Origin of the sequence: Streptomyces sp. XY006, assembly GCF_002237655.1 — a bacterium.
Taxonomy (GTDB): domain Bacteria; phylum Actinomycetota; class Actinomycetes; order Streptomycetales; family Streptomycetaceae; genus Streptomyces; species Streptomyces levis.
This window is the reverse complement of record NZ_NOKT01000006.1, coordinates 1-25,965: the sequence shown is the minus strand read 5'-3', so window position 1 is coordinate 25,965 and position 25,965 is coordinate 1. Positions and strand designations below refer to the sequence as shown.

24 protein-coding genes and 3 pseudogenes are annotated in these 25,965 nt (G+C 69.1%); 13 read left to right on the top strand and 14 right to left on the bottom strand.

What is annotated here, in order from left to right; all coding sequences use genetic code 11:
• Positions 1-96 precede the first annotated feature (96 nt).
• From CHR28_RS09015 to CHR28_RS09005, 3 genes are all read left to right on the top strand, one after another.
• Positions 97-2,301, top strand: coding sequence for a glycoside hydrolase domain-containing protein (locus CHR28_RS09015; protein ID WP_094052992.1), 2,205 nt, complete (start codon positions 97-99; stop codon positions 2,299-2,301).
• Positions 2,302-2,349: 48 nt separating this feature from the next.
• Positions 2,350-3,006: a hypothetical protein gene (locus CHR28_RS09010; protein WP_094052991.1), complete on the top strand. Its 657-nt coding sequence runs from the start codon at positions 2,350-2,352 to the stop codon at positions 3,004-3,006.
• Between the two features lie 280 nt (positions 3,007-3,286).
• Positions 3,287-3,790, top strand: coding sequence for a GNAT family N-acetyltransferase (locus CHR28_RS09005; protein ID WP_094052990.1), 504 nt, complete (start codon positions 3,287-3,289; stop codon positions 3,788-3,790).
• A gap of 343 nt (positions 3,791-4,133) precedes the next feature.
• Here the strand turns inward: CHR28_RS09005 and CHR28_RS09000 are convergent, their stop codons facing one another.
• From CHR28_RS09000 to CHR28_RS38925, 4 genes are all read right to left on the bottom strand, one after another.
• Complete coding sequence (locus CHR28_RS09000; protein WP_094052989.1) at positions 4,134-4,697, bottom strand: cysteine hydrolase family protein; 564 nt, start codon at positions 4,695-4,697, stop codon at positions 4,134-4,136.
• Between the two features lie 184 nt (positions 4,698-4,881).
• Positions 4,882-5,481: an NAD(P)H-dependent oxidoreductase gene (locus CHR28_RS08995; protein WP_094052988.1), complete on the bottom strand. Its 600-nt coding sequence runs from the start codon at positions 5,479-5,481 to the stop codon at positions 4,882-4,884.
• A gap of 102 nt (positions 5,482-5,583) precedes the next feature.
• Positions 5,584-5,715, bottom strand: coding sequence for a hypothetical protein (locus CHR28_RS38930; RefSeq protein ID WP_373453340.1), 132 nt, complete (start codon positions 5,713-5,715; stop codon positions 5,584-5,586).
• 318 nt (positions 5,716-6,033) lie between these two features.
• Positions 6,034-6,420 carry an SDR family oxidoreductase gene (locus CHR28_RS38925; protein ID WP_373453339.1) on the bottom strand — a complete coding sequence of 129 codons (387 nt, stop codon included), beginning with the start codon at positions 6,418-6,420 and terminating at the stop codon, positions 6,034-6,036.
• A gap of 90 nt (positions 6,421-6,510) precedes the next feature.
• On the opposite strand from CHR28_RS38925, the gene CHR28_RS08985 reads away from it, so the two are divergent.
• Positions 6,511-7,491 carry an AraC family transcriptional regulator gene (locus CHR28_RS08985; RefSeq protein ID WP_094052987.1) on the top strand — a complete coding sequence of 327 codons (981 nt, stop codon included), beginning with the start codon at positions 6,511-6,513 and terminating at the stop codon, positions 7,489-7,491.
• Between the two features lie 171 nt (positions 7,492-7,662).
• Here CHR28_RS08985 and CHR28_RS08980 read toward each other — a convergent pair whose 3' ends face one another.
• Entirely contained in the window at positions 7,663-8,592 is a 930-nt protein-coding gene (locus CHR28_RS08980; RefSeq protein WP_094052986.1) for an MBL fold metallo-hydrolase, read from the bottom strand.
• Positions 8,593-8,873: 281 nt separating this feature from the next.
• Between CHR28_RS08980 and CHR28_RS08975 the strand changes: the two genes are divergently transcribed.
• Complete coding sequence (locus CHR28_RS08975) at positions 8,874-9,092, top strand: hypothetical protein (protein ID WP_094052985.1); 219 nt, start codon at positions 8,874-8,876, stop codon at positions 9,090-9,092.
• A complete protein-coding gene (locus tag CHR28_RS08970) occupies positions 9,079-10,473 on the top strand; it encodes an amidase (RefSeq protein WP_094052984.1) in 1,395 nt (464 codons plus the stop codon). Before CHR28_RS08975 ends, CHR28_RS08970 begins: the two co-directional genes overlap by 14 nt.
• 52 nt (positions 10,474-10,525) lie before the next feature.
• Here the strand turns inward: CHR28_RS08970 and CHR28_RS08965 are convergent, their stop codons facing one another.
• A complete protein-coding gene (locus CHR28_RS08965) occupies positions 10,526-11,308 on the bottom strand; it encodes a creatininase family protein (protein ID WP_094052983.1) in 783 nt (260 codons plus the stop codon).
• Positions 11,309-11,431: 123 nt separating this feature from the next.
• Between CHR28_RS08965 and CHR28_RS08960 the strand changes: the two genes are divergently transcribed.
• The gene (locus tag CHR28_RS08960) at positions 11,432-11,998 is read left to right on the top strand and encodes a TetR/AcrR family transcriptional regulator (protein ID WP_094052982.1); all 567 of its coding nucleotides are present in this window, start codon (positions 11,432-11,434) and stop codon (positions 11,996-11,998) included.
• Between the two features lie 469 nt (positions 11,999-12,467).
• On the opposite strand, the gene CHR28_RS08950 is transcribed toward CHR28_RS08960, so the two are convergent.
• Positions 12,468-12,890, bottom strand: a complete 423-nt coding sequence (locus CHR28_RS08950) for a DUF6924 domain-containing protein (protein ID WP_143655790.1) — start codon at positions 12,888-12,890, stop codon at positions 12,468-12,470.
• Positions 12,891-13,240: 350 nt separating this feature from the next.
• Between CHR28_RS08950 and CHR28_RS08945 the strand changes: the two genes are divergently transcribed.
• Positions 13,241-13,906: a hypothetical protein gene (locus tag CHR28_RS08945; RefSeq protein ID WP_094052980.1), complete on the top strand. Its 666-nt coding sequence runs from the start codon at positions 13,241-13,243 to the stop codon at positions 13,904-13,906.
• Between the two features lie 32 nt (positions 13,907-13,938).
• Positions 13,939-14,067: pseudogene (locus CHR28_RS37120) on the top strand (IS5/IS1182 family transposase); the annotation flags it as partial.
• 140 nt (positions 14,068-14,207) lie between these two features.
• On the opposite strand, the pseudogene CHR28_RS37115 reads toward CHR28_RS37120, so the two are convergent.
• Positions 14,208-14,294, bottom strand: a pseudogene (locus CHR28_RS37115) (IS5/IS1182 family transposase); the annotation flags it as partial.
• An 854-nt stretch (positions 14,295-15,148) separates the two neighbouring features.
• On the bottom strand, positions 15,149-17,848 hold the full coding sequence (locus CHR28_RS08925) for a SpoIIE family protein phosphatase (protein ID WP_306437560.1): 2,700 nt from the start codon (positions 17,846-17,848) through the stop codon (positions 15,149-15,151).
• A 454-nt stretch (positions 17,849-18,302) separates the two neighbouring features.
• Between CHR28_RS08925 and CHR28_RS08920 the strand changes: the two genes are divergently transcribed.
• Complete coding sequence (locus CHR28_RS08920; RefSeq protein WP_256984173.1) at positions 18,303-19,346, top strand: PP2C family protein-serine/threonine phosphatase; 1,044 nt, start codon at positions 18,303-18,305, stop codon at positions 19,344-19,346.
• A gap of 112 nt (positions 19,347-19,458) precedes the next feature.
• Here the strand turns inward: CHR28_RS08920 and CHR28_RS08915 are convergent, their stop codons facing one another.
• The 3 genes from CHR28_RS08915 to CHR28_RS08905 all read right to left on the bottom strand — a co-directional run bounded on the left by CHR28_RS08915 (position 19,459) and on the right by CHR28_RS08905 (position 21,794).
• A complete protein-coding gene (locus tag CHR28_RS08915) occupies positions 19,459-20,472 on the bottom strand; it encodes an alpha/beta hydrolase (protein ID WP_094052975.1) in 1,014 nt (337 codons plus the stop codon).
• 66 nt (positions 20,473-20,538) lie between these two features.
• A complete protein-coding gene (locus CHR28_RS08910) occupies positions 20,539-21,393 on the bottom strand; it encodes an SDR family oxidoreductase (RefSeq protein WP_094052974.1) in 855 nt (284 codons plus the stop codon).
• Between the two features lie 38 nt (positions 21,394-21,431).
• Positions 21,432-21,794, bottom strand: a complete 363-nt coding sequence (locus tag CHR28_RS08905) for a nuclear transport factor 2 family protein (protein ID WP_094052973.1) — start codon at positions 21,792-21,794, stop codon at positions 21,432-21,434.
• Between the two features lie 78 nt (positions 21,795-21,872).
• Between CHR28_RS08905 and CHR28_RS08900 the strand changes: the two genes are divergently transcribed.
• Entirely contained in the window at positions 21,873-22,667 is a 795-nt protein-coding gene (locus CHR28_RS08900) for a MerR family transcriptional regulator (protein ID WP_094052972.1), read from the top strand.
• A gap of 613 nt (positions 22,668-23,280) precedes the next feature.
• Here the strand turns inward: CHR28_RS08900 and CHR28_RS08895 are convergent.
• Positions 23,281-23,703: a hypothetical protein gene (locus CHR28_RS08895; RefSeq protein ID WP_094052971.1), complete on the bottom strand. Its 423-nt coding sequence runs from the start codon at positions 23,701-23,703 to the stop codon at positions 23,281-23,283.
• Here CHR28_RS08895 and CHR28_RS38205 point away from each other — a divergent pair.
• A pseudogene (locus CHR28_RS38205) lies at positions 23,702-24,113 on the top strand (transposase); the annotation flags it as partial. The gene CHR28_RS08895 and the pseudogene CHR28_RS38205 sit on opposite strands and share 2 nt — an antisense overlap.
• 235 nt (positions 24,114-24,348) lie before the next feature.
• Entirely contained in the window at positions 24,349-25,197 is an 849-nt protein-coding gene (locus CHR28_RS08890) for an IS5 family transposase (RefSeq protein WP_094052970.1), read from the top strand.
• Here CHR28_RS08890 and CHR28_RS08885 read toward each other — a convergent pair.
• Positions 25,145-25,672: a hypothetical protein gene (locus CHR28_RS08885; protein WP_256984172.1), complete on the bottom strand. Its 528-nt coding sequence runs from the start codon at positions 25,670-25,672 to the stop codon at positions 25,145-25,147. The two genes, CHR28_RS08890 and CHR28_RS08885, sit on opposite strands and share 53 nt — an antisense overlap.
• Between the last annotated feature and the right edge of the window lie 293 nt (positions 25,673-25,965).

Sequence of the window (25,965 nt, the reverse complement as noted above, 5' to 3'; positions counted from 1 at the left end):
AACCGCACGCCCACCCCATCGTCTGCACCGTCTGGTGGCAGCCAACACCTGCGCTCGCGCCGGCCATCCGCCCGCGTGCCTGTGAGAGGACCCAGCATGGCCGATCAAATGGTCATCGAGGGACAGAAGTTCATCAACTCCTACAACGTCACCGGAATCCCCAGGGTGGAGGAGAACGGCCGCACCGGCTGGGCCGTCATGTTCGCACTGACCCGGGCGCTCCAGCACGAGTTGGGCATCACCGCCCTGTCCGACAGCTTCGGCCCCACCACGCTCGCCACCCTGCAGTCCCGCCACCCCGTCATCGACGCGGGCACCCGGCACGAGAAGATACTCAAGATCGTGCAGTCGGCGCTGTACTGCAAGGGATACGACGGCGGCGGCATCGACGGCACCTACAACAGCCTGGTCGCGGCGTCCGTCCGCGAGCTGACGCAGAACATGGGTGTCGACGCCGCCTTGGCGGACGGTGTGACGCCGAAGGTCTTCAAGGCGCTGCTGACCATGGACGCCTACGTCGTCACCGAGGGCGGCAGCGAGCTGACCCGCGCGGTACAGCAGTGGATGAACGGCCGCTACGTCGGCCGCCGGAACTTCTTCGTCGTCCCGTGCGACGGCCACTTCTCACGGGACGTGCAGAAGGCCCTCATGTTCGCGATCCAGTACGAGATCGGCATGAGCGATGATGTCGCGAACGGCGTCTTCGGCCCCGGCACCCAGCAGGGCATCAGGAACAACCTGCTGTCGGAGGGCTCGTCGGGCACATGGGTGAGTCTCTTCACCGCCGCCATGATCTTCAACAAGCGCGGCGGGGTGTTCTTCTCCAGTCAGTTCGACGCCGATCTGGCCACCCGCGTACGCAGCTTCCAGAACTTCGTGAAGCTCCCGGTCACCGGCCGCGGGGACTTTCAGACCTGGGCCTCGCTGCTGGTGTCCACCGGTGACGCCACCCGCAAGGGGACTGCGGCGGACTGCGTCACCGAGGTGACCAATGAACGGGCGGTGGCGCTCAGGGACGCGGGGTACCAGATCGTGGGCCGCTACCTGTCGAACGTTCCCAACACCTCACTCGACAAGAAGATCAAATCCGGTGAGCTGGGCCGGATGGCCGCATATGGTCTGAGCTGCTTCCCGATCTACCAGACGTGGGGCGGAGAAGCAGCCTACTTCCGTCGCGAACAGGGCGTCGCCGACGCCTTCGCCGCCATCGAGCGGGCCAAGTACTACGGCTTCAAGCCGGGCACACGCATCTACTTCGCCGTGGACTTCGACGCACTCGACTACGAGGTCACCGACAACATCCTCCCGCACTTCCGGGCGATCCGGGACGTGATGAACGAGCACGGGCAGGGGTACCTGACGGGCATCTACGGGCCCCGCAACGTGTGCAGTCGCGTCGCCGCCGCGGGATACACCTCGGCCAGCTTCGTCTGCGACATGTCCACGGGCTTCTCCGGGAACCTCGGCTATCCGCTGCCCAGTGACTGGGCGTTCGACCAGATCTCCACGATCTCGGTGGGATCCGGCAGCGGCCTGATCGAGATCGACAACAACATCGTGTCCGGCCGTGACTCCGGCCAGAACACGTACAACCCCCAGCAGATCACCGCTGACCTGGACGTCAGTATGGACATGTCCAGACGGAACGCCCTGCTGGCGGACGTGCAGTCGTACCTCCTCAATTCCCTGGGGGTGCCCGAGGAAGGCGGGGACGAGGGCGCCCAGTCCCTCACCTACCGGTCGACCACGCAGTCGTTCGACATCCTGATGAGCTTCGACGGGCTGGTCACCCGGCTCGCCCGCACCTTCAGGATGCGCAAGGCCATCATCCAGAGCCCGCTGCTGTGGGAGATACGGATGTACAACACGCTGGATGTCGTCGGCGACGAGGCCGTCATCGACCACTACGACGGGACCGGGATCAGCACCAAGAACGACGCCAGCACCGGTCTCGGGCAGATCCTCGCCGCCACCGCCATCCGCGGCCGCAACCACTGCATCCGGGCCGGCCTGATCGGCGGCACCATCATGGACGCGGCCAACGAGAACGACCTCTGGAACGTCTGGCAGCGACTGCACAACGACCACGACTACAACATCAGCACGATGCCCGCGGTCCTGATCGAAGGAGCCGCCGATGTCGGCGTCCCCCAGCCGTCCATGTCGACCAGCGACGAGCACACCCGTCTGACACTGGCCCGCTACAACGGCACCGAGGGACGAGCCCAGAACTACGGCACGGCGATGCTCGGCCTGCACCAGGTCTTCGAGAAGTACAACGCGCCTCTGCGCGGCCTCTGACACGCCGATCGCCACCCACCGCAGTCCACACTCCCAGACAGGACGGGCATGACCACCTCATCCACACCCCCCTCGCGCCGTGGCGTGCTGCGCACCGGCCTCGGCCTGACCACGGCAGCGGGCCTCACCACGCTCGCCGTCCCCTCCTCCGCGTCCGCATCCACACGGGCGGCGGCCGCGGACGGCCCGCCTGCTGACCCCACGAGCGCCAACGGCTGGCCCATGGAACGACAGGCCGACACCGCAGGAGCCATCTGGACCCGCAAGGTGGCGGGCAGTTCCGTCTCCGTGGCCCTGCGCATCGGCGAGGTGGCGACCGTGCTCGTCCATGTCATCCGCCGCTACCACTACGAGATCGACACGCTCGTCGACGGTGAGGTGATCGGCTTCCGCCCGGCCGACGGCAAGCTGAAGGGCTACGCGACCAATCACGCTTCGGGGACCGCGGTCGCGATCCGCCCGACCTGGTACCCGGAGGGCGTCAAGGACGGTCTCTTTCCCCACCAACGGGCCACGCTCCGCGACATCCTCAAGGAATGCCAGGACGTCGTGGCCTGGGGCGGAGACTTCTGCCGCCCGAACGAGTCACACTTCCAGATCGACGTGCCTCCCTCGGACGCCCGCCTGAAGCGACTCGCGGCCAGGATCCGCGGCTGGGACGACACACCCGGCCAGGGCGCGGGAACGCTCGCTCTGGGCGCTTGACGCCGACGCAGGACGACCGGTGCCGACACGCACCTTCCGACCGGCACCGGGACCCTGCCCGTCGCACCCAGCGCCTGGCCGCGGCCCGGCACAGCGCCGCACTCGTAGGCACTCATGCCGGATGAGCGCTGCCATGAGAGCCTCCTTCGCATGAAGATCGACTGGTCACTCACGTCTCGACGGGTGATCGCGGGCCTTTCCCGGCATGAGAGCAGGGGCTGGCGGTATGCGGGGAGAATTCGGGGGAGTGGACGGCCGTGCGCTGCTACGGTCGGGCGCCATGAGCTGGCTTCCCGATGACTTCGTCCACCCCGCCCTGGTACCGCTGCCGAGCGGTGGTCAGCACCTGCGGCCGATCCGGGAGGCGGACGCCCCGCTCGACTATCCGGCTGTGATGGGTTCGCGCGAGCGTCTGTGGACGATCTTCGGCCCGGCCTGGGGCTGGCCCGCGGCCACCCTGACCTATGAGGCCGACCAGGCCGACCTGTTGCGGCACGAGAAGGAGGCCGCCGCACACCAGTCCTTCAACTATGCGCTGTTCGACGCGGCGGAGACGGCTCTGCTCGGCTGTGTCTACATCGACCCACCGGAGAGGGCCGGGGCGGACGGCGAGATCTCCTGGTGGGTGGTGGACGAGCTGGTGGGCAGCAAGGTCGAGCAGGCCCTCGATGCGCTGGTGCCGCAGTGGATCGCCGCCGAATGGCCGTTCGAGCAGCCGCGCTTCCTCGGTCGCGAGATCTCCTGGTCGGACTGGCTCGCCCTGCCGGACCGGGCCGACACGTAAGTGGTTGTTGCCCGTACCGATCTCGGGCCTGCCCCGACGCGTTTCGCTGCATGCCGGGAGACAGGGGACCCGGCTTTGACGGCCGACGGCATCGCCTATCCGGTCACTCCGTCGCCGAGGTGCGGCGAGTGGCGAAGGGACCCACGTGACACCCTGCGCGACCCTGGTAACAGTGAAGGGGCAAGCAACCGACAGCACGTCACCGACCCGGAAGTCCCCCTCGTCCATCATTCCTGGCCCTTACCCAGCCCGGACAGCAGCACAGAGCGCTGGCGGCTGACCTCGCCCGGTACGAGAGGCGACGCCGATTCACCCCGCACGCGAGGACCCGGGCGGCCTCCCGCTATTGCGGTGCGATGGCTTTGATCCAGTCCTCGACGGCGACCACATCTGCCCACTGCGGGAACAGCTTTTCGGTGAGCATCCGGTGCACCTCGGGGTCGGTGTCGAGGCAGGCATCCGCCAGGACGGTGAGGCCGAAGTCCAGGTCGATGGCGTGCCACAGGGTGGACAGCACGACAGCGCTGGTGGCGATGCCGGTGAGAACGAGGCTGTCGATGCCGCGAGCCCTGAGCACCAAGTCGAGGTCGCTGCCCGAGAACGCGCTCCCCCGCCTCTTGGTGACCACGACGTCGCCCTGCTGGGGCGCGACGTCGTCATGGATCTCGGTGCCGGGAGCCCCCTCGGTGAACAGGCCGGCCCGGACGGCGTTTGTCATCACCTTGTTGCGGGGGCTGACTTCTGGATCGCCCGGCCGTAACCCGAGCACCACGTAGATCACGGGGATGCCTCCAGCCCGGGCACCGTCGATCGCCCTGCGCAAGCGCGGCAGATATCCGGAGCCGTCATCGGCGATGGCCACGACGTCCCGTTGGACGTCCATCACCAGAAGTGCGCTGTTCGCCACGCTTGCCGTCCCTTCTCCGTTGGGAAACAGGAGCAAGTCTGGTGGATCAACCGAGCCGCGGTGGAGGTTTCGGAGATCCTCGCAGCGTCGCGCCGCAGTGCGCCTACGACCGGAGTCAAGCACCACCGGGCGTGGAGGAGCAGGACGATTCCGGGGCTTCACATGGCAGGGCGTCTGAACCGGCTCATTCCGCCACACGGGCATGGATGGCTTCGCTGATGATCCGCACCGCGCGGTCAACCCCGCGCACCCTGGCTTCGGGGGAGAGTTGTTCTGATTCGTAGATGAACGCTGTGGAGCCGCGTCGGCTGCCGCAGTAGTCGACGATGCCGTGCTCGATCTGCGTCCGCAGTGCGCGCTCGTATCCATGGCGCTCGTACGCGCCGGAGTCATCGCCCGCGATGGGCAGAAGATGGGTGGTGAGGTGCTGCAGTTTCGGCCGCAGGCCCGTCGCGGGGGAGTGCTCGAAGGCCCAGCCATTGACGAAGACACGGTCGATCCACCCCTTCAACACTGCAGGCATCGACCACCAGTACACGGGGAACACCAGCACGAGATCGGTCGCACGCTCAAGACGACGGTGCTCAGCCATGACGTCGGCCGGATACGTGCCGCCCTCGTGGTACGCCCGGCGATCCGCCTCTGTGAACCGGGGATCGAACCGTTCCTCGGACAGGTCGGCGATCTCGACCGATACAGGTTGAAGCGCTGCTTCGAGTCTTCCCAGCACGTAGTGCGTCAGGGACCGGGGATCCGGATTGGCGGCGACCAGCAGGGTACGCATCGATGGCTCCGTTACGTCGTGACAGGTGGTGAGGATGTGCAGGCCGGCCCGCGGTGCTCCGCCGTGCGGAATCCGGGACGCCGGGCGAAGGATTCGCGGGACTCAGCACCACCAGGCTCCCGCCGCCGCGGCCCGCAGGACGAAGTCCTCGAACGTCCGCGGCGCGCGTCCCAGCACGGTGGCGACGTCGTCCGTCGTCCAGGCAGTGACCCCGCGCTCAAGCAGCACGAACATCTCGGCGAGGTGCTGGGCATCCTCCTGGCTCCAGCCCTACTGAATCAACGTCGCTGTTTACTCGGCCGGGGAAATGCGCCGGTAGACGATGGGCAGCCCGGACGCGCGGGAGATCAGCTCGACCGCCTCCGCCCAGGTCAGCCCCCGCGGCCCGGTCAGCTCATAGACTCGACCGGCGTGCTGGCCGGGCTCGGACAGCACCGCGGCCGCTACGTCGGCGATGTCCTCGACGTCGATGAACGGCTCGGGGACCGCGCCCGCCGGAAGCGCCGGCTCGCCGGCGGCCAGCGGGGCGCGGAAGGGGTGCCCGTCGAAGTTCTAGGCGAAGTTCGAGGCACGCAGGACGGTCCATTCCAGCGCCGAGCCGCGCACGGCGTCCTCGGCCGAGCGCATGTCCAGCCCGAACGGGGAGTCGCCCCAGTCGTCGGCGCCGTGACCGGAGAGCAGGACCATGCGCCGCACACCGGCGGCCTCGGCCCGCACCACGAAGTCGTGCACCGGTCCGGGCGCGGGCGGGGGCACCACGTAGGCGACGGTGACGCCCCGCAGGGCCTGGTCCCAGCCGGTGGGGTGGAACCAGTCGAACGGGATCTGACCGGAACGGGAGGCGGCGCGCACGGGCGTGTCGCGCAGCCGCAACCGGGCGGCCACCCGCCGACCCGTGGTGCCCGTCGCGCCGAGGACCAGAGTGGTGTCGTTGCTCATGACAGCGAGTCAACGGCACGCACCTGGACGATTCCATGGGTGACAGGCCAGAACACCTTCGTGATCGTCTGAATCATTTAGCCTTGGCGGGTGGATGCTTTCGGCGACCTTCTACGTAAATTGCGGGCCCAGGGTTCGTTGTTCGGCAGCTCGACCCTGACCCCGCCCTGGTCGCTGCACTTCGTGGACGGCGCACCGCTGACCTTGTGCACCGTCCTTTCCGGAGGCGGCTGGATCGTGCCGGAGCGTCGCCCGCCCGAGCGTCTGGGCATCGGCGAGACGGTGATCGTGCGGGGCCCCGCGCCGTTCCTCTTCGTCGACGAGGTGGGCACCCGGGCCGAACCCGTCGCGTGCGGCGCGTTCTGCTCCACGCCCGAGCAGGGCGGTACCCGGCACCGGCTCGGCTGGCATGACGCCGGTAGCGGCGGGGAGAACACGACGACCCTGGTCGTAGGCGCCTATCCGGTGCGCGGCGATGTCAGTCGCAGGCTGCTGGACGCGCTGCCCGTCGTACTGCGCGTGGCATCCGGCGACGGGCCCGACCCCGTGTGGGACCACCTCGCCGCCGAGGTCGCCGCCGATACACCGGGCCAGCAGGTCGTCCTCGACCGGCTGCTGGACTGGATGCTGGTGTGCGCGCTGCGCGAGTACTTCGACCGGCCCGGCGGGACTCCGCCGGGCTGGTACTCCGCCGGGCGCGACCCGGTGGTGGGCGGCGCGCTGCGCCTGCTGCACGGGGAACCGGCAGCGCCATGGACGGTTGCCTCACTCGCCGCCCGGACCGGAGTGTCGCGAGCCACGCTGGCGAAGCGGTTCAAGGACCTGGTCGGTGAACCGCCGCTGACCTACCTCACCCGATGGCGCATGACGCTCGCGGCAGACCTGCTGACCGAGCGCGAGACGGTGACTGTCGCGGAGGTCGCCCGCGCCGTGGGCTACTCCGACGCGTTCGCGTTCAGCGCGGCGTTCAAACGAACCCGCGGCATCAGCCCCAGCGCCTACCGGCGCACCGCAACGGCCCCACCCCAGCCGGGCGACGCGCGGCAGGCCGAGGTCGCCACCAGGGCCTGACGGAATGGTGCGCTCGCGCGTCGACCAGAGTACGGAACCGGGCGGGGACGAACAGGAAGTGGAACCGGGGCTCGTCGTCACGATCCCGTGGGCTTGGGCGGTCGTCCCAGCCGTAACGTCCACGGCACAGGTGCGGTGTCGGCCAGCCAGTCGTCAGGGGACCACCCCGGTTCAGCCGTGCGGCGCGGACGCCGGCACCACCGGGTCGAGTCGGTAGGCATTGCCGTGAGCGATGACGCGACCGGCGGTCGGTGGTGGGAAGTGGGTGCCCAGGACGAGCGTGTCGGTGCCGGCGAGGGAGCCGAGCAGCCTGCGGCGGGTGGTCTCGGCGAGACCCGGGTCGATGTCGACGCAGCTACCGATGCCGGGGTGGGCGAACTGCACGGGGTGGTGTACGCAGTCGCCAGTGATCAGCGCCCGCTCGCCGTTGTCCGTGAGCTCGACGGCGACATGGCCGGGGGTGTGACCGGGGGTGGGCAGCAGCCGTACACCGGGGGCCACTTCGGTGCCTTCCCCGGGGACGTCGACCAGGTCGAGCAGCCCGGCGTCCTCGACCGGCAGGACGGAGTCCTGGAACATCTGCCGACGTGGTTCGTCCATGGCGTATCCGGCCCAGAACTCACGCTCGCTGCGGGAGGTGAGGTAACGGGCGTGGGGGAACGTCGGCACCCAAGTGCCGTCTTTTTCACGGGTGTTCCAGCCGACGTGGTCGGTGTGCAGGTGGGTGAGGATCACCAGGTCGACGGTCTCGGGGGCGAACCCGGCGGCGGTCAGGCGGTCGAGGTAGCCGGTGCGCAGGTCGTTCCAGGCGGGGTTGGCACGCCGCTTGCCGTTGCCGATGCCGGTGTCGACCAGGATGCGCAGGTCGCCCGCTTGCACCGCGAAGCTGTGGCTGTCGAGACGGATGCCATGCCCGGCGTCCGAGAAGTCGGGACGGAGCCAGTTCTGGCGGGCGACGACGTCCGGGGTGGCGTCGGGCAGCAGCCAGGGGCCGGTGGCGGGCGGAAGTTCCGTCTCGTCGATACGGCGGACGGTGATGCGGCCGACCCTCCAAGCCGATTCGGGGCGGGGCTGCGGGGCCGTGTCCGGGGGGTTCTTCATGCGCGGATGCCTTCCTGTGTGCGAATCGGAAGACCGGGGCCGGGCGAACCCGGCCACGGAGAGCGTCAGGGGGACCAGCAGGGCGACGGCCACGCGTCAGGGCCAGTGGGGCCTTCCTCGCTGACCGCCACCGTCTTCTTCGCCGCCTGGTGACCTGGCCGTGCGACGCGCGACCTTCTCCACGCCCGTGCGATGCACGGACGCTTAAAGCTATGCGTTTGATTTAAGGCACCGTAGAGCCTATCGTCCATTAACGCAAACAATTAGCCTTAGGAGGTCATGTGTCCGCACCGGATCTCACCCCCCAGGAAGCGGCCCGCTGGGCCGAGCGCTGCGGACAGCCGTTGCGCGCCGATCGGCACGTTCCGGTGGCTGCCACCGCGCAGTACATCCACTCGGTGGTGGCGCTCCTGCGCGAGCTCGACTTCGGCGACGTTCCGCCCGCCGCCGCGTACCGCGTCCACGACCGCGAGGAGGAGCAGTTCGATGCAGCCGTATGAGTTGTCACTTTCCTCGGCCGCCGAGGAGATCCGTGCTCGGCGCCTGTCGCCCGTGGAACTGGTCGACTCGGTACTGGAGCGCATGGAGAGGGTTGAACCGCGGCTGGGCGCCTATGTCACCGTGACGGCCGGCCGGGCCCGCCAGGCGGCCCGCGCCGCCGAGCGCGCCCAGACCGAGGGCCGGTTGCTCGGTCCGCTGCACGGTGTGCCGATGGGGCTGAAGGACCTCATCGATGTCGCCGACACGGCCACCACCGCCAGTTCCCGCGTCCGGGCCGGCCATCGTGCCCCCCGCGACAGCACGGTCGCGGCCCGGCTCGCGGCGGCGGGGGCGGTTCTGGTCGGCAAGACGCACACCCACGAGTTCGCGTACGGCCTGACCACCCCGCAGACCCGCAACGCCTGGAACCCGGACCGCGTCGCCGGCGGCTCCAGCGGCGGATCCGCCGTGGCCGTCGCGGCCGGGACGGCGACCTTCGCCCTGGGCACCGACACCGGCGGCTCCATCCGGGTCCCCTCCGCGCTCAACGGGGTCGTCGGGTTGAAACCGACGTACGGCCTGGTCCCCCTGCACGGGGTGACCTCACTGGCCTGGTCGCTGGACCACGTCGGCCCGATCACGCGCACGGTGGAGGACGCCGGACTGGTCCTCGCCGCGCTCGTCGGCCACGACCCGCGCGACCCGGCCGGCCTGGACGCCGTCACCCATCTCGACTACCGGCCCACAGGCGGAACCGACCTGGCCGGCCTGCGGGTGGGCGTCCCCGTCAACTACTACTTCGAACACGTCGACCCGGAAGTGGAGTCGGCGGTACGGGGGGCGATCGAACAGCTGCGGGACCTGGGTGCCCGACCGGTCGACATCGAGATCCCCATGACGCGGTACATCCAGGCCGTCCAGTGGGGCCTGATGGTCCCTGAGGCCACCGCCTATCACGAGCGCACCCTGCATGCGGCCCCGGACCTGTACGGAGCGGACGTGCGCATCCTGCTGGAGGCTGGTGCGCTCATGTCCGCCGGGGACTATCTGCGCGCCCAGCGGGCCCGCACCCTGATGCGCCGGGAATGGACGCGCATGATGACGGACGTCGACGTGATCGCCGCACCCACCGTCCCGCTGACCGCCGTACCGGCCGGCCAGGAAACGGTCACCTGGCCGGACGGTACCGTCGAAAGCGTCTCCGACGCCTACGTACGCCTGTCCGCTCCGGCCAACATCACCGGCGTTCCCTCGCTGTCGATCCCGGTCGGCCGGGACCGGGCAGGGCTGCCGATCGGCATGCAGCTCCTCGGACGGCCGCTCGCCGAGCCAGTCCTGCTGCGTGCGGGGCACGCCTACGAGATGGCCCGGCCGGCACGGGAGTTGTCGCCGGCCGCCTGATGCACGGGTGCCGCCCGGCCGTCGGGGGAGGGGGCGGCACCCGGTGCTCGGCTCAGCGGGCGTCGTCCGGCCACACGCCGGCGCGGAGCAGATCCGCCAGTGCCCGCGCGCAGCCGTCGAGCATGCGCTCGCCCTTGGCCGCGGTCGCGCCCCGCGCGTCGCCCGCGATGCCGCTCGGCGCGAGGGTGTCGAACGGCACGGACCGGTACACCGGGGAGGCGTCTTCCGACTGCAGAGAGATCTCCGGTCCGACCGCCTGCGGCAGTTCCTCCTCGCGGACCAGGGAGGGGAAGGCGGCGAGCGCCATCGACGTCTCCCCCTCGCAGGCGTGCATGAGGGACTCCTGCGTCTCGAGAACGCCGGCGATCGCCGCCCGGCCGGCGGTGAAGTAGCTGGTCACGGCCAGGGGCGCGGACAGCTCTGCGGTCAGTTCGTTGACGAGGGCGTTGAGGGCCGTGACGTTGCCGCCATGCCCGTTGACGAGCAGCACGCGGCGGAACCCGGCCCGCAGGATGGACCGGCACACGTCCCGCAACAGCGCGTGCAGCGTGGACAGGGACAGGGTCAGGGTGCCGCCCAGCGGCATGTGGTGTTCGGCCAAGCCGCACCACACGGACGGCGCGACCACGACCGGCATGGGTGCGGCCAGGGCGGCGGCTCGACGGCAGACCTCGGCAGCGAGGAAGTCGTCCACGCCGGTCGGCAGGTGCGCGCCGTGCTGCTCGGTCGAACCGACCGGCAGCAGCACGGCCGCGTCCTGGGCGGCCAGATGCCGCAGTGCGGGCGCGGTCAGATGGTTCCAGCGGTGTTCACCGCTCTCGGGGGCGTTCGGCACGACGGGGAGCCTTTCTCGGCGGTCGCAACAAGGACACGAGCGGAAACTAAAGCTAAGTCTTAGCTTTAGTGAGGCTACGGCGGATCTCGGCTAGACGCAACGGCTTTGCCTTAAGGTGGCTGCATGAGTCGAAAGCCGATGCTGCGTCCCGGTGGGCGCAGCGCCCGGGTCCAGCAGGCGGTGCACGGCGCCGTGCGCGAACTCACCGCCGAGCTGGGCCGAGACGCCCTGACCGTGCCACTGGTCGCCGCTCGCGCGGGCGTCACCCCCTCGACCGTGTACCGCCGCTGGGGCGACCTTCGGGAACTGCTTTCGGACGTGGCGGTGGAACGCCTGCGGCCGGAAGCACCTCCGGCGGACCACGGGGACCTCTCCGCGGACCTGACCGCGTGGGCCGAGGAGTTCCTTGAGGAGATGTCCTCCCCTCCGGGCCGCGTCTACATCCGCGATGCCCTGCTCGGAGACCCTGACGGCACCAACGCGGGCCAGTGTTCGGCCTACGCCGCCGAGCAGATCGACGCCGTCCTTACCCGGGCACGGGCGCGGGGGGAGACGACACCCGATGTCGAGACGGTGATCGACAAGGTTGTCGCCCCGATGATGTACCGCATCCTCTTCCGCCCGGAAGGACTGGAAACCCCCTACGCCCGACAGCTGGTGAGCAGTCTGCTCGAAACGCGTGAGGACTGACCGCGGCACAGCACCCTTGAGCCGGCACTCGCGAAGGCGTCTTCAGGGATATCAGGAGTTGATGGCCCATCTCCTCTCGGCGAGACAGCGGAGCTCCCGACCGACAACGCCGGGGCAGGAGTCGGAGATACGGCCGCAGCCGTCCCGCGACGCATCGCCGAGCGGGGGCTGCGAGGCTCCGACCGATCCGCCGCCGATGTACGAACCACCCTTCGCCGCCCACTCCTACTGATCAGCCGCACCAGCGGAGCCCGAGGACACAAGCGCGGACAGCGCAAGCGTGAGCCCCACGGCCAGGGCTCTCGTTCGCGAGCGGCAGGCGCCGTGTGCGCCGCACGCCCTGCGGTTCCTGACTGAGCACTCGGGCAAGCTCTGCCACCTGGTGGCGGGATAGCGGCGGCGTGGGCACACAGCCATGCCGGATGGGCGCGACGCGTGTGTCGCCCGGACAGGCCTCGATGGTCAGGTGTCAGCCTTCCTCGAAGCCGCGGAAGGTTCCTGATCCATCAGTGGCGTCGGCGAACTCGGCAAAGTCCATGTTGGCGATGCTGAGGTTGGCCGAGACGTCAGGAAACCACCGCGCAGGAAGCCTGAACGTCCGCCCGGGCTCGTCCGAGAGATCCACGGCGAGAAGCGGATGACCCGGTTCTCTCAACGTGGTCGCGTCCGCCAGAAAGACGTGGATGATCTGGGCGTCCTCATCGGCAGCAGCCTCTTCATCCAGCAATACCTGGACCTCCACGTCGGTGAAGCGAGGCTCGCTGACATACGTGGCGTGCGGGTACTCGCCAGCCGCGTCGAGGGCGGCTCGAACCGCGTCCCAGGCTCTGTCGTCACCGAAGTCGGTACGCAGCACCAGTGAGGTCAGATCATCAGGCTGAGGCAGAGGCACTCCGTGATCCTCTCACCGCTGGCATCGACGCTCACACCGTCCCGTTCGGGGGCCGTCGCCTCAAGCGGTGAAAGCGACGGCACAACACCAGGCAGGCACTTGTTGCGGAAGCCCGCTGCAGCACCGACCTCGTGAGGACCCTCCTCGTCCTTCACCACACATCAGCATGAGGTCGAAACGGCTCAATAACCCGTGAAGCAACGGTCGTTGGGGTGCGCATCGAAACTTGACCGAAGTGATCCTTGCCCACGCCCGCCCGGGCGCGGAACTGTTCCATCATAAGAACCAAGGCGAGCGCGGCACTCTCACCGGCCCCTTCGGCCCGTGCCTGACATGCGCAGGAGGAGAAGATGGAGCAGAGCGGCTTACTCGATCACGTAGCGGAATTCGAGCGCGTGTGGAACGACCCGGCCTACACACACTCGGCACTGCCTCCGCTCGATGTGAACGAGGTGATCGCGAACAGCTACGAGACAGCCACCCCCTTCACCATGACCCGCGACATGCTCTGGGACATGGAGGTACGCAAAGCCCGCAATCCCGCGCCGTATCTGCCCTCGGTGATGGAGCCCGGGAGCGTGCGCATCTGGGGCGAGCAGCCGGCCGGTGACGACGGAGTGGAAGTTTTCGTACGCGCGTCGATGCAGCATCCGTGGATCGGCGGCTCCGACTACGGCTTGGTCCTTGAGCAGGTGCGTCTGGACCCGGCCGAACAGCGCGTCACCTTCATCGGCGCGACGCAACTCGTCGACGATTCCGGTGAACTCGTGAAGGCTGACACGCTCCAGCCGCTCTTCCACGTCGAGCACGCGGTGGCCGGTACGGACTCCCGACCCCTGTCACTGTGGCGGGTGGCCAACCTGACCGATGCCCGTACCACGAAAGAAGCACTCACTCGCCATTTCTCGCAGCTCGCGAACCTGCCCTGGCTGTACGAGTACATCGAGATCTACATCAGGGAGGACCTGCATGTAGACCTTAGGCGACGCGGTACGCCTGAGATACCTCACTCTTAGGACCGTCTGTCCGGTCAGTGATCACTGATGCCATGTGGGACCGGATCGGGCCGTTGATGCCGGCTGATCCGGTCCGCGGCCGGCGGTGGGCCGATCACCGCCGCACTCTCGATGCCACCGCGAGGAAGTACCGCCCCAACTCGTCCTGCCCGGACCTGCCCGACGGGAGCGACACCGGTGGAGAAACCCGAGCGTCTGACGGGCTGTCCCGCAACCACAGTCACGGGACAGCCCTTGAAGCGTGTTGCAGAAGGCCGTGAACAGGCAGCCTGAGCGGGGCTGTGCGCCTGTCTGGGCATGCTGCGAGGGCGAGGTTGTGCATGCGGGCGACGGCCTGGACGGCGTGATGGAGGCCGTCGCCGTGCTGCCGGCAGTCGCGGAGGATCTTGTGACCAGGCGCGTGTCCGCGTCCACGACGACCTGCACGTTCGCCGAGAACCGCTAGTTGCGTGAGGACGTGCCCACCAGCTCAAGCGCGAGCAGCGGGACGAGCCGCTGGGTCACCGGCACACGGTGGCCGGCGAGACCCCGAGGAGCGGCGCGAGCTGCCGCATGGTCAGGGTCGTGCGGTAGGAGACAGCCATTCGGTGTTTCCGATGGCGGACTGTCAGTCGCTCGAAACGGCTGGTCTGCCTGAAGGGCTGGTCGGTACGGTGGCCCGGTGTGCTTCTACGCCATGACCTACTACAAGCTGCACTACGCGTGTGTTTCGTGCCGTGTCAGCTTCAAGCAGCATGCCCATCCGCAGCGGAAGCACGTGTGTCCAAACTGTTCTCAGCCCCTCATGTGCGCTGGTCATGACTTCGCGCCGCCGCCCAGGCGTGATGTTCACGCGTGGTCTGTGGTCGCTGCGGTGCTGGGTGAAGGGCTGCGCTACGAAGGGCGATCGGCCTGCGGGTGCGGCAAGGAGCCCAAGTACCGCCCGCGGACACGAGCCGAACTGCGGGTGCGTCGAATCGTTGCCGCAAGGGGCAGGTTGCCGCTGTCCGAGACGTTGTCCCGGCCGGACTCTCTGACGCCCTCCACGGACTGACCTCGCCCCCTCGGCATGTCAGGCGGCAAGTCCGATGAGTCTGCCGCGCGGGGCGGGGAAGGCCGGCCTGAGGCTGGTGAACGCGCTACGGCAGCCCCGCGTGCTGGTCCTGGACGAGGCACAGCGCCTTCCGGGGCCCGCTGCCAACCGGTCAGCTCCGGACTCACATCGTGCCGTGGCATCGACACCGACACACGGGTGCCTGCTCCTCACATCAGGGGATCCCCGAACTGTTCGAGGAGGACGTCGACCGGCGTGTGGTCCGCGGGACCGGGTGGGCCGTCGTGCAGGATCTGCTCCGCCCAGATGACCTTGCCGCGGGACGTGTACCGCGTCCCCCACCGCAGCGCGAACTGCGCCACGAGGAACAGTCCCCGCCCGCCCTCGTCGGTGGTCTCCGCCCGCCGCAGTCGCGGAGAGGTGCTGGAGCCGTCGGACACCTCACAGATCAGGGTGCGTCCGCGCAGCAGGCGCACCTTCACGGGTGGTGATCCGTACCGGATCGCGTTCGTGACCAGCTCGCTCAGGATCAGCTCCGTGGTGAACGCGGTCTCCTCCAGCCCCCACCCGCTCAGAACCGTCCTGCACTCGGCCCGCACCGAGGGCACCACCGTCGTGTCCGAGGGCACGTCCCACTCGGCCACCGACGAGGACGGGACCCGCCGGGTCCGCGCCGCCAGCAGGGCGATGTCGTCCGAGAGTGAGGCCGGCTTCAACGCCCCGATCACCGCCCGGCAGGTCTCCTCCGGAGTGCGCTCCCCTGCCCCGGCTCCGCCCAGGGCCCGGCGCAGCCCTTCGAGACCGGTGTCGATGTCGCGGGCGGCGTTCTTGACCAGCCCGTCGGTGTACAGGATCAGCTGGGAGCCCTCCGCCAGGTGCACGTCGGCCGTTTCGAAGGGGTAGCCCCCGAGGCCGAACGGGGGCGAGGCCGGCACCTCGGGGCAGACGAGCGTCCCGTCCGGGTTCACCACCACGGGGCCGGGATGTCCCGCACGGGCCACCGTGCAGATCCCCGCCACCGGGTCGTAGATCGCATACAGGCATGTCGCTCCGGTCAACCCCGCCCCCTTCTCGTCGCCGGGGGCAGCACCGGAGTCGTCCTCCTCATCCAGGCGGACGACCAGATCGTCCAGCTTCCCGAGGACTTCGTCGACGGGGAGGTCCAGCGTGGCGAAGTTGTGCACAGCGATGCGCAGCCGCCCCATCGTCGCCGAGGCGTGCAGCCCGTGGCCGACGACATCGCCCATCACCAGCGCCACACGTCCGCCCGGCAGCGGAATGACGTCGAACCAGTCCCCGCCCACGCCCGCCTCCGACGGCAGATACCGCCAGGCCACTTCCAGGGCGTCCTGCTCCGGCTGGCCCCGCGGCAGCAGACTGCGCTGCAGCGTCACCGTCATGGCGTGCTCGCGGGTGAACCTCCGGGCGTTGTCGATGGCCAGCGCCGCCCGCGCGCCCAGCTCTTCCGCGAAGGCCACGTCCTCTGGCTCGAACGCGGGTGAGCCCTCCGTCCGGTAGAAGTGCGCAAGGCCCAGGGGCACCTCCCGCGCCCGCAGCGGCATGGTCACCAGGGAGCGCACCCCGAGCTCCAGCGCCCTTCGAGCCCGTTCCGGATCCTGTTCCTGCCAGCCGCGGGCCTGTCGCAGGTCCGCCTCCAGGACACCCCGGCCCTGTTCCAGGGCCAGCATCTGCGGAGTCTCCGGCGAGAACGTGATCACTTCACCCAGCCGGTACACCGGCAGCATGCGCTGATCTCCGCTGATCGCGGACCGCAGCAGGTGGCGCCAGCCTCCCGTCGTCGGCTCATCGCCGCGCACCACCGAGTCCAGCAGATCCACCGCGACGACGTCGGCGAACCGGGGCACCGCCACGTCGGCCAGTTCCTGGGCCGTGCGCTCCACATCCAGCGTCGTCCCGATCCGCATCCCCGCCTCGTACAGCAGTTTCAGCTGCCCCAGCGCCCCCTCGGCCCGCCCCGTCACCACCGCCAGCTCTGTGGTGTCCCGCAACGTCACCACGCTGCCCGCATGCTCGGCCTCCGGGAACGTGGGCCGCTTGTTCACCGCCAGCAACCGGTCGTGAGCGAGGTACACCTGGTCGGTGACCTTCTCCGGGGATGCGAGCACGCGCGCCATCTGCTCGGGAAGCCCCAGCTCCTGCACATGCCGCCCCTGCACGTCTGCCGGCAGACCCAGCAGCCGCTTCGCCTCTTCGTTGACCAGCAGCAGCCGTCCGTCCTCGCCGGTGATCAGTACCCCCTCGCGCACCGCGTGGAGCACGGCCTGGTGGTGCTCGTACAGGCGCGCCAGCTCCGTGGGGGCCAGCCCATGGGTCTGCCGCAGCAGTCGCCGGGACACCGCGGTCGTCCCCGCCGCGGCCAGCACCAGCGTGATCGCGCCGACGCCCAGGACGATCGGCAGCTGCGGCACCCACAGTCGCGACACGTTCGTGACGGTGATCCCCGCGGAGACCAGGCCGACGATCCGGCCGCGCGCGTCGGTCACCGGGACAACCGCCTGGATGGCCGTCCCCTCGCCCGTCGGCAGAGGCGGACCGCCCGCCTGTTCGACGACGGTACGGCCTTCGAGCGCCGGTTCGATGGTCCCGACGAACTTCTTCCCGATCTCCGAGGGGTAGGGATACGTGTACCGAATGCCGTCCGTGTTCATGACGACGATGAAGTCCACGCCCGCCCGCTTGCGCGCCTCCTCGGCTCGCGGTTGCAGCACGGCGGTCGGGTCCGGGCTGCGCAGCGCCAGGCTCACACCGGGGGAGTTGGCGAACGACTCGGCCGCCACCACCGACTCACGACGTCCCTGCCGTACCGCGTCGCGCCCCGCCTGCAGGATGATGCTCGCCACCGCGGCCACCACCAGCAGCACCACGATCACGCTCTGGAGGAGGAACACCTGCCCCGCCGCGGTCCGCGGGCTCAGTACGGACAGGCGCCGCCGCCGGCCACTGGCGGGCGGAGGACGTGAGGTCCGCAATCGGCTGAGATGTCCCTCCATACACCCTTGATAACACCGCTGTGCGGACCTGGATGACTCACGACGCCTGTCCGGAGAGGACGAACCCGCGGCGGGACGAGCAGGCCCGTGGGCCGTGCCGGGGGACAGCCCGAGCGGCGCACCGGGTGAGGGGTCCCAGCCCGGGCGCGCCGGGCCCGGAATGCGCCTTCCGCCGACCGGATGGCGAGGCATCCTGCCGCGCACGTCTGATCATCAGCCATGGGCCGCGCTCTCGATCGGAGCCCGATGCCTGTTTCCTGTAGTTATGATGCGTTTTGTGATCGGGATCGGGCGGCCGTGGCGTCGGCATCCTCTCCGCGGCGGCTGGTGGGAAGCGGCCACGCTGTCACCGGTGATCCTCACCGCCCTCATCGCCGTTCTGGCGTTCTCCACCCCACGGGAAATCGCCTTCAGCCGCCTCCTTCCCACCGCTCCCGCCCTCGCCGCCGCCATGTGGCCCGTGCTTCCCACGCTCCTGCTCGGACTGTTCTGCCTCCTGGTCATGATCGGTCTCAGCTTCGTCTACACCGACCTGGGAACGCCCTACACGGCGGCAGCCATCGTCGCGGTCACCCTGGCGGCCACCTACGCCAGCCACGTCCGGCTGCAACGCGAGGAGACGCTGTTCCACGTCCGGCTTGTCGCCGAGGCCGCCCAGGAGGTGCTGATGCGCCCCCTGCCGCGCCGCATGAACAACATCGAGATCGAGGCCCTGTACCTGGCGGCCCAGGAGGAAGCCCGCATCGGTGGTGACTTCTACGAGGCGGCCGACACGCCGTACGGGATCCGGCTGCTCATCGGTGACGTGCGCGGCAAGGGCCTGTCCGCGCTCGGCGCGGCCTCCGCGCTGATCAGCTGCTTCAGGGAGGCCGCGTACGACGAGCCCGATCTCGGCGGCATCATGCATCGCCTGGAGGTCACCATCACTCGTCACAGTGCCGCGTTCCCCGTCCCCCACCGGCCGGAGCACTTCGCCACCGCCCTGATCAGCGAGATCCCCCGGGACGGCGGCCACGTCAGAATCCTCAGCAGCGGACACCCCCCACCCTTGCTCGTCCACCGGGGCAAGCCCCGGCTGCTGGAGGCCACCACCCCCTCGCCGCCGCTCAACCTGACGACGCTCGCCGGCGAGCACCACCGCGTGGACACCTTCGACTTCACCCCCGGCGACCAGCTGCTCCTCTACACCGACGGGGTGACGGAGGCCCGAGACCGCACCGGCACGTTCTTCCCCCTGCCGGACTGGACCCAGCAGCAGGGCCAGACGCCGCCCCGCGAGCTGCTCGACCGGCTTCACGCAGCCCTGCTCCACTACAGCGGCGGAAAGCTCGACGACGACGTCGCCGCCCTTGTCGTGCACCGCCCGGACACCTGCGCCGGCGAGTACCGCCTGTAACCGTGGCCGGAGCGGCGAACCGGCCTGGACGAGGACGACGGGTGACGCGTTCCCGCCGCACCCGGCCCTACGGAGAACGTATAAGTACCGATCACCTGGCCGAGGCTGCGTGTCAGACCATGAGCTGACGGCGCAGCCATGCCACTCGGGCGTCGATGGCGTCCTGCGCAATCACGGCATGTGGGGCCACGACGTCGAACCCGTGGAACCCACCGGGCCAGACGTGCAGTTCGAGGCGGCCGCCGGCCTGCCATATGCGGCTTGCGTAGGCGACGTCCTCGTCCCGGAACGTCTCGGCCGACCCGACGTCGATGAACGTGGACGGAAGGCCGGAGAGGTCTGCCGCGCGGGAAGGCGCGGCGTACGGGGACACGTCCGGTCCTCCGCGGACGCCGTCGCCGAGGAGCGCGTTCCATCCGGTCTCGTTCGAGGAGCTGTCCCAGATACCGAGGCCGCGCATCTGCCGGGCAGAGGGCGAGTCGTTGCGGTCATCAAGCATCGGCGACAGGAGCAGCTGGGCCAGGATTGCCGGGTTGCTGCGGTCGCGTGCCATCAAGGTGACGCCTGCCGCGAGGCCGCCGCCGGCGCTGGCACCGCCGATGATGATGCGTTCGGGGTCGATGCCGAGCTCGTGGGCGTGATCCGACAGCCACACCAGGCCCGCGTAGCAATCCTCGACGGGGCCCGGGTGGGGTGTCTCAGGTGCGAGCCGGTACTCGACTGAAACCACGGCCATGCCCGTCGGCTCGGCCAGATTCAACATCTCGACCAGACCGAACCGGTTGTCTCCGACGATCATGCCGCCGCCGTGGATGTAGTAAATCGCCGGGGTCGGGGCCACCGCGTGCTTCGGGAGACAGATCAGCAGCGAGACATCCGGTCCGCCGTCCGGTCCTGGCACCACCCGCTCCTCCACGCCGTAGGTGCCACCGCGCGAGAGGATCTCGTCGGTCGGGTTCTCCACCCCGGGGACGGGCTTGCGCATCTCGACGATGTTGTCCGAACGGTACGCGTCCGGGGAGCGCAGGTTGGTCAGGATCTCAAGGACGGGAGCGAGCTCCGGGTCGAAGGGCGGGGGCGGTCCGACCGGTCGGGCGGATGACCGATCCGTGAATTGAGTGGGCATGTGCTCTCCTTGCGGTAGTCGACTGGGTGTCTGCCTGCCCCCGGCTCACAGGTCATCGATGTGATGTCACGTGGCCGATGCGGCCCGCCCTCTGGTGGTCAACCTGAGCACTCGCACTCGCGAACTGGTGACGCGCAGCCGTTCCGGAGACGCGCGGTGCGCTCTCGACTCGGCTCCTACGATCGCCGAGGCGCGGTCCGAGACCAGGAACCCGACCAGGTCCGCGATCTCCTCGGTGCTCGCGAATCGTCCCAGGGGCACTCCTCCGAGGGAGTCGTAGATGGTCTGCTTGGCTGCTTCGCGTGTGAGTCCGTTGCCCTCGGCGATCCGGTCCACGAATCGTTCGTAGGCTTCGGTCTCGATCCCGCCGGGGCTGATGGCGTTGACCCGTACGCCGCGCGGCGCGAGCTCATTGGCAAGTCCCTTGCTGTAGGTGCGCATCGCGGCCTTCGCTGCCGCGTAAGCCAAGGACGCGTCGTACTGGGGCAGCTCACGCTGGATCGAGGTGAAGTGCAGCACCACGCCCGACCCGGACGCGATCATCGCCGGGAGAAGAGCCCGATCCAGCCGCACCGCTCCAAGGAGGTTGAGGTTCAGCTCGGTGAGCCACTGGTCATCGGTGATGACCGCGAATCCACCGACCGGCGTCGACGCCCCTCCGACGACGTGCACCAGGATGTCGAGTGTGCCGCCGGCCTCTGCGATGCGAGCGGCCACGGCGTTGGTGCCTTCTGTCGTCAATATGTCCGCTTCGATGAATCGGTCAGGGTGCTCGTACCCGTCGGGCATCGTTCGCGCCGTCACGTACACGTCGGCGCCCATCTCTCGCAGTCTCTCGACGACGGCCTTGCCCGAGCCCTTCGAACCGCCCGTGACCAGCGCCCGGCGACCGTCGAGACGATCGCGGTCTGAACTAGACATGTTTCTCTCCACTGAAGATCGAGGTGGTGCGGGTTCGGTCAGGCTGGGTGGTTGGCGATGACGAGTTCGGTGATGAGGTCGTCTCGCAGCGCGAACCGGTAGTCGAGCTCGGCGACGCTCCCCGGGAAGGTGCCCTCGAGCCGCACGGTTACCACCCAGTGGGCGTCATCGACGCGGCGAGCGCCGATCTGCTCGGTCGTGTACTCGAACTCCGACCCGGCGTCCCGCAGGAACGCGTAGGTCTCCTCGCGGCCGCGGAAGATTTCGTCCTGGTCGACGATCACCGCATCCTCGGCGAGGAAGGACGAGGCGGTGTCGGCGTCGCGGGCGATGTGGGCGGCGAAGAACTCGCGCACGGTGGTCGGGAGCAGATCGGACGGAAGATCGGTGTGCTGTGTCATGAGCCCACCGTGTGACCTCACAGGGCGGGAGGGTCAAGCCGTGGACTCTCCCCCAGGGGGAGCGTTCAGAATGAGGGGATGCTGACAATCGGAGAGTTCTCGCGGCTGACCCACCTGAGCGTCCGGACCCTGCGCCGGTATCACGAGGCGGCTTTGCTGGAACCCGCCGTGGTGGACGAGAACACCGGTTACCGCTACTACCGCGTCGACCAGATCCCGACCGCGCAGGTCATCCACCGGCTGCGCGAGCTCGACGTCCCCCTGAGCGATGTGCAGCAGATCCTGCAAACCCCCGACCCCGGTGTCCGCGCGGCCCTCGTCACAGACCACCTGCAACGCCTCGAGGACGCGCTCGACCGCACCCGCGCCGCGGTCGTATCGCTGCGCCGCCTGCTCCGCCCCGACCCCGCGCCGATCGACGTCGAGCTGCGTGCGGAGCCCGCCCGGACGGTCGCGGCGGTGGAGGCCGTAGTCGGACATCACGACATCACGACCTGGTACGCAGGCGCGATGGCCGAATTGGAGGCGGCCGTCGGCGCCGCCGCGACCGGACCGCCGGGCGGCAGCTACGACAACGCCCTCTTCGAGCAGGAGCGCGGACACGCGGTCGTCTACCTACCGACCGCTGCACCACCTCGCACCGGACGCGTGCACCCCACGATCCTGCCGGCCGCGGAACTGGCCGTCACCACCCACATCGGCGAGCACGACGGCATCGAGGTCACGTACGGCGAACTCGGGACCTGGGTGGTGCAGAACGCGATGTCGGTGGCCGGGCCCGTGCGGGAGGTCTACGTTGTCGGCCCCCGTGACACAAGCGATCCCGCCGCATGGCGCACCGAGATCGGCTGGCCGGTCTTCCGTGTCACCTGAACCGGAAGGCCGGCTGCAGCGCTCACCGCGCTGAATGAGCGCTCGGTGCTCGCCGGCGACGGCTTCGGCACGCTGAGCGCGGTCAATCCTGAGATCGCCGCAGCAGGATGCTTGAGTGGACTGAAGGGGCTGCTGGCTGCACGGGCGGATTTCCTGGTGCACGGTTCGCCGAGTCCTCCCAGGCCGGGCGCCTGGCTGGGGCCGTCCTGGAAGTCAGCACTGCCGAGGACGCCTCCCTGAACGCCTTCGTGCAGGACGTCGCGTGGACGCCGCCCCGAACCGCGTCGCTGGGGCGGACCGTCTGCGCGCGCAGCTGCAACCGCTTCGCATCCTGATGCTCGACCAGGACTACACCCACCCGACCTTCGCGGACCTGGTACTCACGCACAGCCGCGACCATGCTCCTTCCTCCTGGCCGACCGATAGGCACCCGCAGCGCACTGGGGGGACTGCTTCGCCGCGGCGCATTCATGGGCCAGTCGCGAGGGATGGACCTACTGTGAGGGCTTCGCGCTCGCAGCTGAACCGGTCATCGGCGTCTTCGAGCACGCTCGGTGCCTGACGCCAGACGGCCGCGTCGCCGACCCCTCCGCCCCGACGGCTGGGTCGCTTCCTACTTCGGACTGCCGCTCTCTGACACCTTCATCCGCGCCTGCAACCGGAGCGACGAGGCGATAATCACCTTCGGCCGCAACCTGTCCACCGGGCCCAACTCCGCCGTTTTGCGCGACGGTCTGCCCCCGGAGGCACTCGTGGCCAGCTCCCCACGGGCGACTCGATGAGCAGGCCACCTCTGCCCTGCCAGCTCGCAGGGAGAGCTCACCAAGCCGCCTTCGTCGATGACCGCCGCAGAGGCCAACCAGGCGGGGTTGTCCTCGTCGGCCTGGGTGACGACGAACCCGCTGTCCGAGTCGTTCAGTTCGCTAATCAGGCCGAACAGGAGGTCCTCGGATGGATTGGCAATGTAATGGCTGCTCTCGCAGTCGGCGCCTTGGACGTCGTTTCTTATGGCGTGATCGGTGGTTGATCCGTACATGGCTGATCTCGTTGAGTGGCTGGTGTCGGATGAGTTGTGGGTACTGTTCAGGCGAGTGGTGCCCCCGACAGTGGTCACGCGTCCGCAGGGTGGTGGTCAGCGTCGGGCAGGTGACCATGAGGCTTTGGCAGCGATCATCTTCGTGGCGACGTCAGCCTGCAGCTGCCGCCCGTGTTCGGCCCCGCCCGGCCCACGGTTTACCGCAGATTCGCCCAGTGGAGCCAGGACCGGGTCTGCGCCCGGCTCTACTGCGTGATTCTCGACGAACTCGGAGCGCGGTGTGAGCTGGACTGGTCCCGGTGCGCGATCAACTCGGTCAGCTTGGGCGCCGCAAAGGGGTGCCGCTTGCGGGACCGAATCCGACCGATCGCTGCAAGCTGGGATCAAAGATTCACCTGACCTGTGACCGGAACGAGGTGCGCTGTCCTTAGAAGCCGTATCTCAACCGATCTTGGAACGTGCGGTTCGAACGGGTTTCCCGCCGGGGCGATCTTCCCGTTGTGCGCGCATGAAGACAGGGCCTCTCGGTAGCTCGGGGATGCGAATCTGACCGAGCAGTGCCGGGAGGCCCTGGTGTCGTTGTTGTACGTGTCCGAGCCCGTCCAGTTCAACTCGGCTGCACCATCGTGTGATTGCCTCGCGCACATGTACGGCAACGCGGCAGATCATCCTGATCGGGTGCGCCGGTATCCGTCGGACATGACGGACGAGGAGTGGGCAGCCATCCGGCCGTTGCTGCCGGTGCCGGCCTGGCTCCAGGGCAGGGGCGGGCAGCCCGAGGGCTACTGCCACCGCCAGCTGCTGGATGCGATCCGCTACCTGGTCGCGGGCGGGATCTCGTGGCGGGCGATGCCCGCGGACTTCCCCGCATGGGGCCGCGTCTACGCCTTCTTCCGCCGGTGGCGCGAGCACGGGCTGATCGCCGAGTTCCACGACCGGCTGCGCGGGAAGGTCCGTGAGCGCGAGGGCCGTGAGGCCGAGCCCACGGCGGGGATCATCGACGCGCAGTCGGTGAAGGCCGCGGCCTCGGTTCCGGCCGCCTCACGCGGCTACGACGGCGGGAAGAAAGTGGGCGGCCGTAAGCGGCACATCGTGACCGACTGCCTCGGCCTGCTGCTGGTCGTCGCGGTAACCGCCGCGAACATCGGCGACCGCGACGCCGCGACGGGCCTGCTGCAGCGGCTGCGCCGCCTGCACCGCGACATCACTCTCGTCTGGGCCGACGGCGGCTACACCGGCTCCCTCGTCGACTGGTGCCGTCAGAAACTCGCGCTGACCTTGGAGATCGTCAAGCGCACCGACGACATGACAGGGTTCGTGGTGCTGCCCAGGCGGTGGGTGGCAGAGCGCACGTTCGCGTGGCTGATGCATTCGCGCCGGCTGGCCCGGGACTACGAGACGCTGCCGGCCAGCAGCGAGGCGATGATCCAGTGGTCGATGGTCACGCGGATGGGCCGGCGTCTGGCACGGCCACGGGCCGCCGGCCGGCGCTGAATGCCCCCGACGTCTCCAGGAGGAGCCAACCGCGCTCCGCCAGACGCCGGGCCTTCGAGCGCACCCCCTCGACCTTCGCCGAGGTTGTCTCCAAGCCCAGCCGAGCCGTGATCTCCCTGGCCTTCAGCGGCCCCTGGCCGGCGGGCTGCCGCTCGTCGAGCACGCCCAGGATCCGCTGGTAGTCCGGCGCCAGCACCGTCACCGGCAGTCCTTCGCGCCACGGAGGCACGATCGAGCCCGGCACCGGCGCGGGCGACGACACGGTTTCCGCCTCCGCCCCGGTCACGGCGGTGGTCTCGGCAGCCGAGGCTGCCAGGGCCTCGACCAGCTCCTCCCGTGCGATCACCCGCCGGTCCAGCTCGATCTCCGCGGCCTCCAACGCCCCAGCCAGCCGCGCGACTTCCTCTCGCAGTCCTTCCACCCGTACCCGGGCCGCTGTCTCCCGCTCCTCCAGCATTCCCAGCACCGACGCCATCGTGCACCCCTCGATCACGGAGCCCAAACAAGACGCCGCATGCCTCCCTCACTCCGAGCTAGACCATGCCTGACCAGCGGAAATCAAGCGATCACGTTCGGTTGAGATACGGCTTCTTAGGTATCTCCGGTACGAACATGCAAGACGGCCAGGGACTGGAACCGCTCGTGCGGGGCATTCCGCCCACTCGGCCCCGCCGCCGGCCAGCGTCTACGACGTCGTCCGCAGCGCGCAGAGCCAGATCCGCAACTTCCAGCGCGTGGAGATCATGCAGCCGAGCGGCATCGCGCTGA

Coding starts and splice junctions, on each gene's coding strand:
- CHR28_RS08960 (WP_094052982.1), top strand. CDS start 11,432: ATGAGTCGAAAGCCGATGCTGCGTCCCGGTGGGCGCAGCGCCCGGGTC.
- CHR28_RS08945 (WP_094052980.1), top strand. CDS start 13,241: ATGGAGCAGAGCGGCTTACTCGATCACGTAGCGGAATTCGAGCGCGTG.
- CHR28_RS08980 (WP_094052986.1), bottom strand. CDS start 8,592: ATGAAGAACCCCCCGGACACGGCCCCGCAGCCCCGCCCCGAATCGGCT.
- CHR28_RS09005 (WP_094052990.1), top strand. CDS start 3,287: ATGAGCTGGCTTCCCGATGACTTCGTCCACCCCGCCCTGGTACCGCTG.
- CHR28_RS08970 (WP_094052984.1), top strand. CDS start 9,079: ATGCAGCCGTATGAGTTGTCACTTTCCTCGGCCGCCGAGGAGATCCGT.
- CHR28_RS08900 (WP_094052972.1), top strand. CDS start 21,873: ATGCTGACAATCGGAGAGTTCTCGCGGCTGACCCACCTGAGCGTCCGG.
- CHR28_RS09015 (WP_094052992.1), top strand. CDS start 97: ATGGCCGATCAAATGGTCATCGAGGGACAGAAGTTCATCAACTCCTAC.
- CHR28_RS38925 (WP_373453339.1), bottom strand. CDS start 6,420: ATGAGCAACGACACCACTCTGGTCCTCGGCGCGACGGGCACCACGGGT.
- CHR28_RS08885 (WP_256984172.1), bottom strand. CDS start 25,672: ATGGCGTCGGTGCTGGGAATGCTGGAGGAGCGGGAGACAGCGGCCCGG.
- CHR28_RS09010 (WP_094052991.1), top strand. CDS start 2,350: ATGACCACCTCATCCACACCCCCCTCGCGCCGTGGCGTGCTGCGCACC.
- CHR28_RS08905 (WP_094052973.1), bottom strand. CDS start 21,794: ATGACACAGCACACCGATCTTCCGTCCGATCTGCTCCCGACCACCGTG.
- CHR28_RS38930 (WP_373453340.1), bottom strand. CDS start 5,715: ATGTTCGTGCTGCTTGAGCGCGGGGTCACTGCCTGGACGACGGACGAC.
- CHR28_RS08915 (WP_094052975.1), bottom strand. CDS start 20,472: ATGCCCACTCAATTCACGGATCGGTCATCCGCCCGACCGGTCGGACCG.
- CHR28_RS08910 (WP_094052974.1), bottom strand. CDS start 21,393: ATGTCTAGTTCAGACCGCGATCGTCTCGACGGTCGCCGGGCGCTGGTC.
- CHR28_RS08895 (WP_094052971.1), bottom strand. CDS start 23,703: ATGTACGGATCAACCACCGATCACGCCATAAGAAACGACGTCCAAGGC.
- CHR28_RS08995 (WP_094052988.1), bottom strand. CDS start 5,481: ATGCGTACCCTGCTGGTCGCCGCCAATCCGGATCCCCGGTCCCTGACG.
- CHR28_RS08890 (WP_094052970.1), top strand. CDS start 24,349: ATGTACGGCAACGCGGCAGATCATCCTGATCGGGTGCGCCGGTATCCG.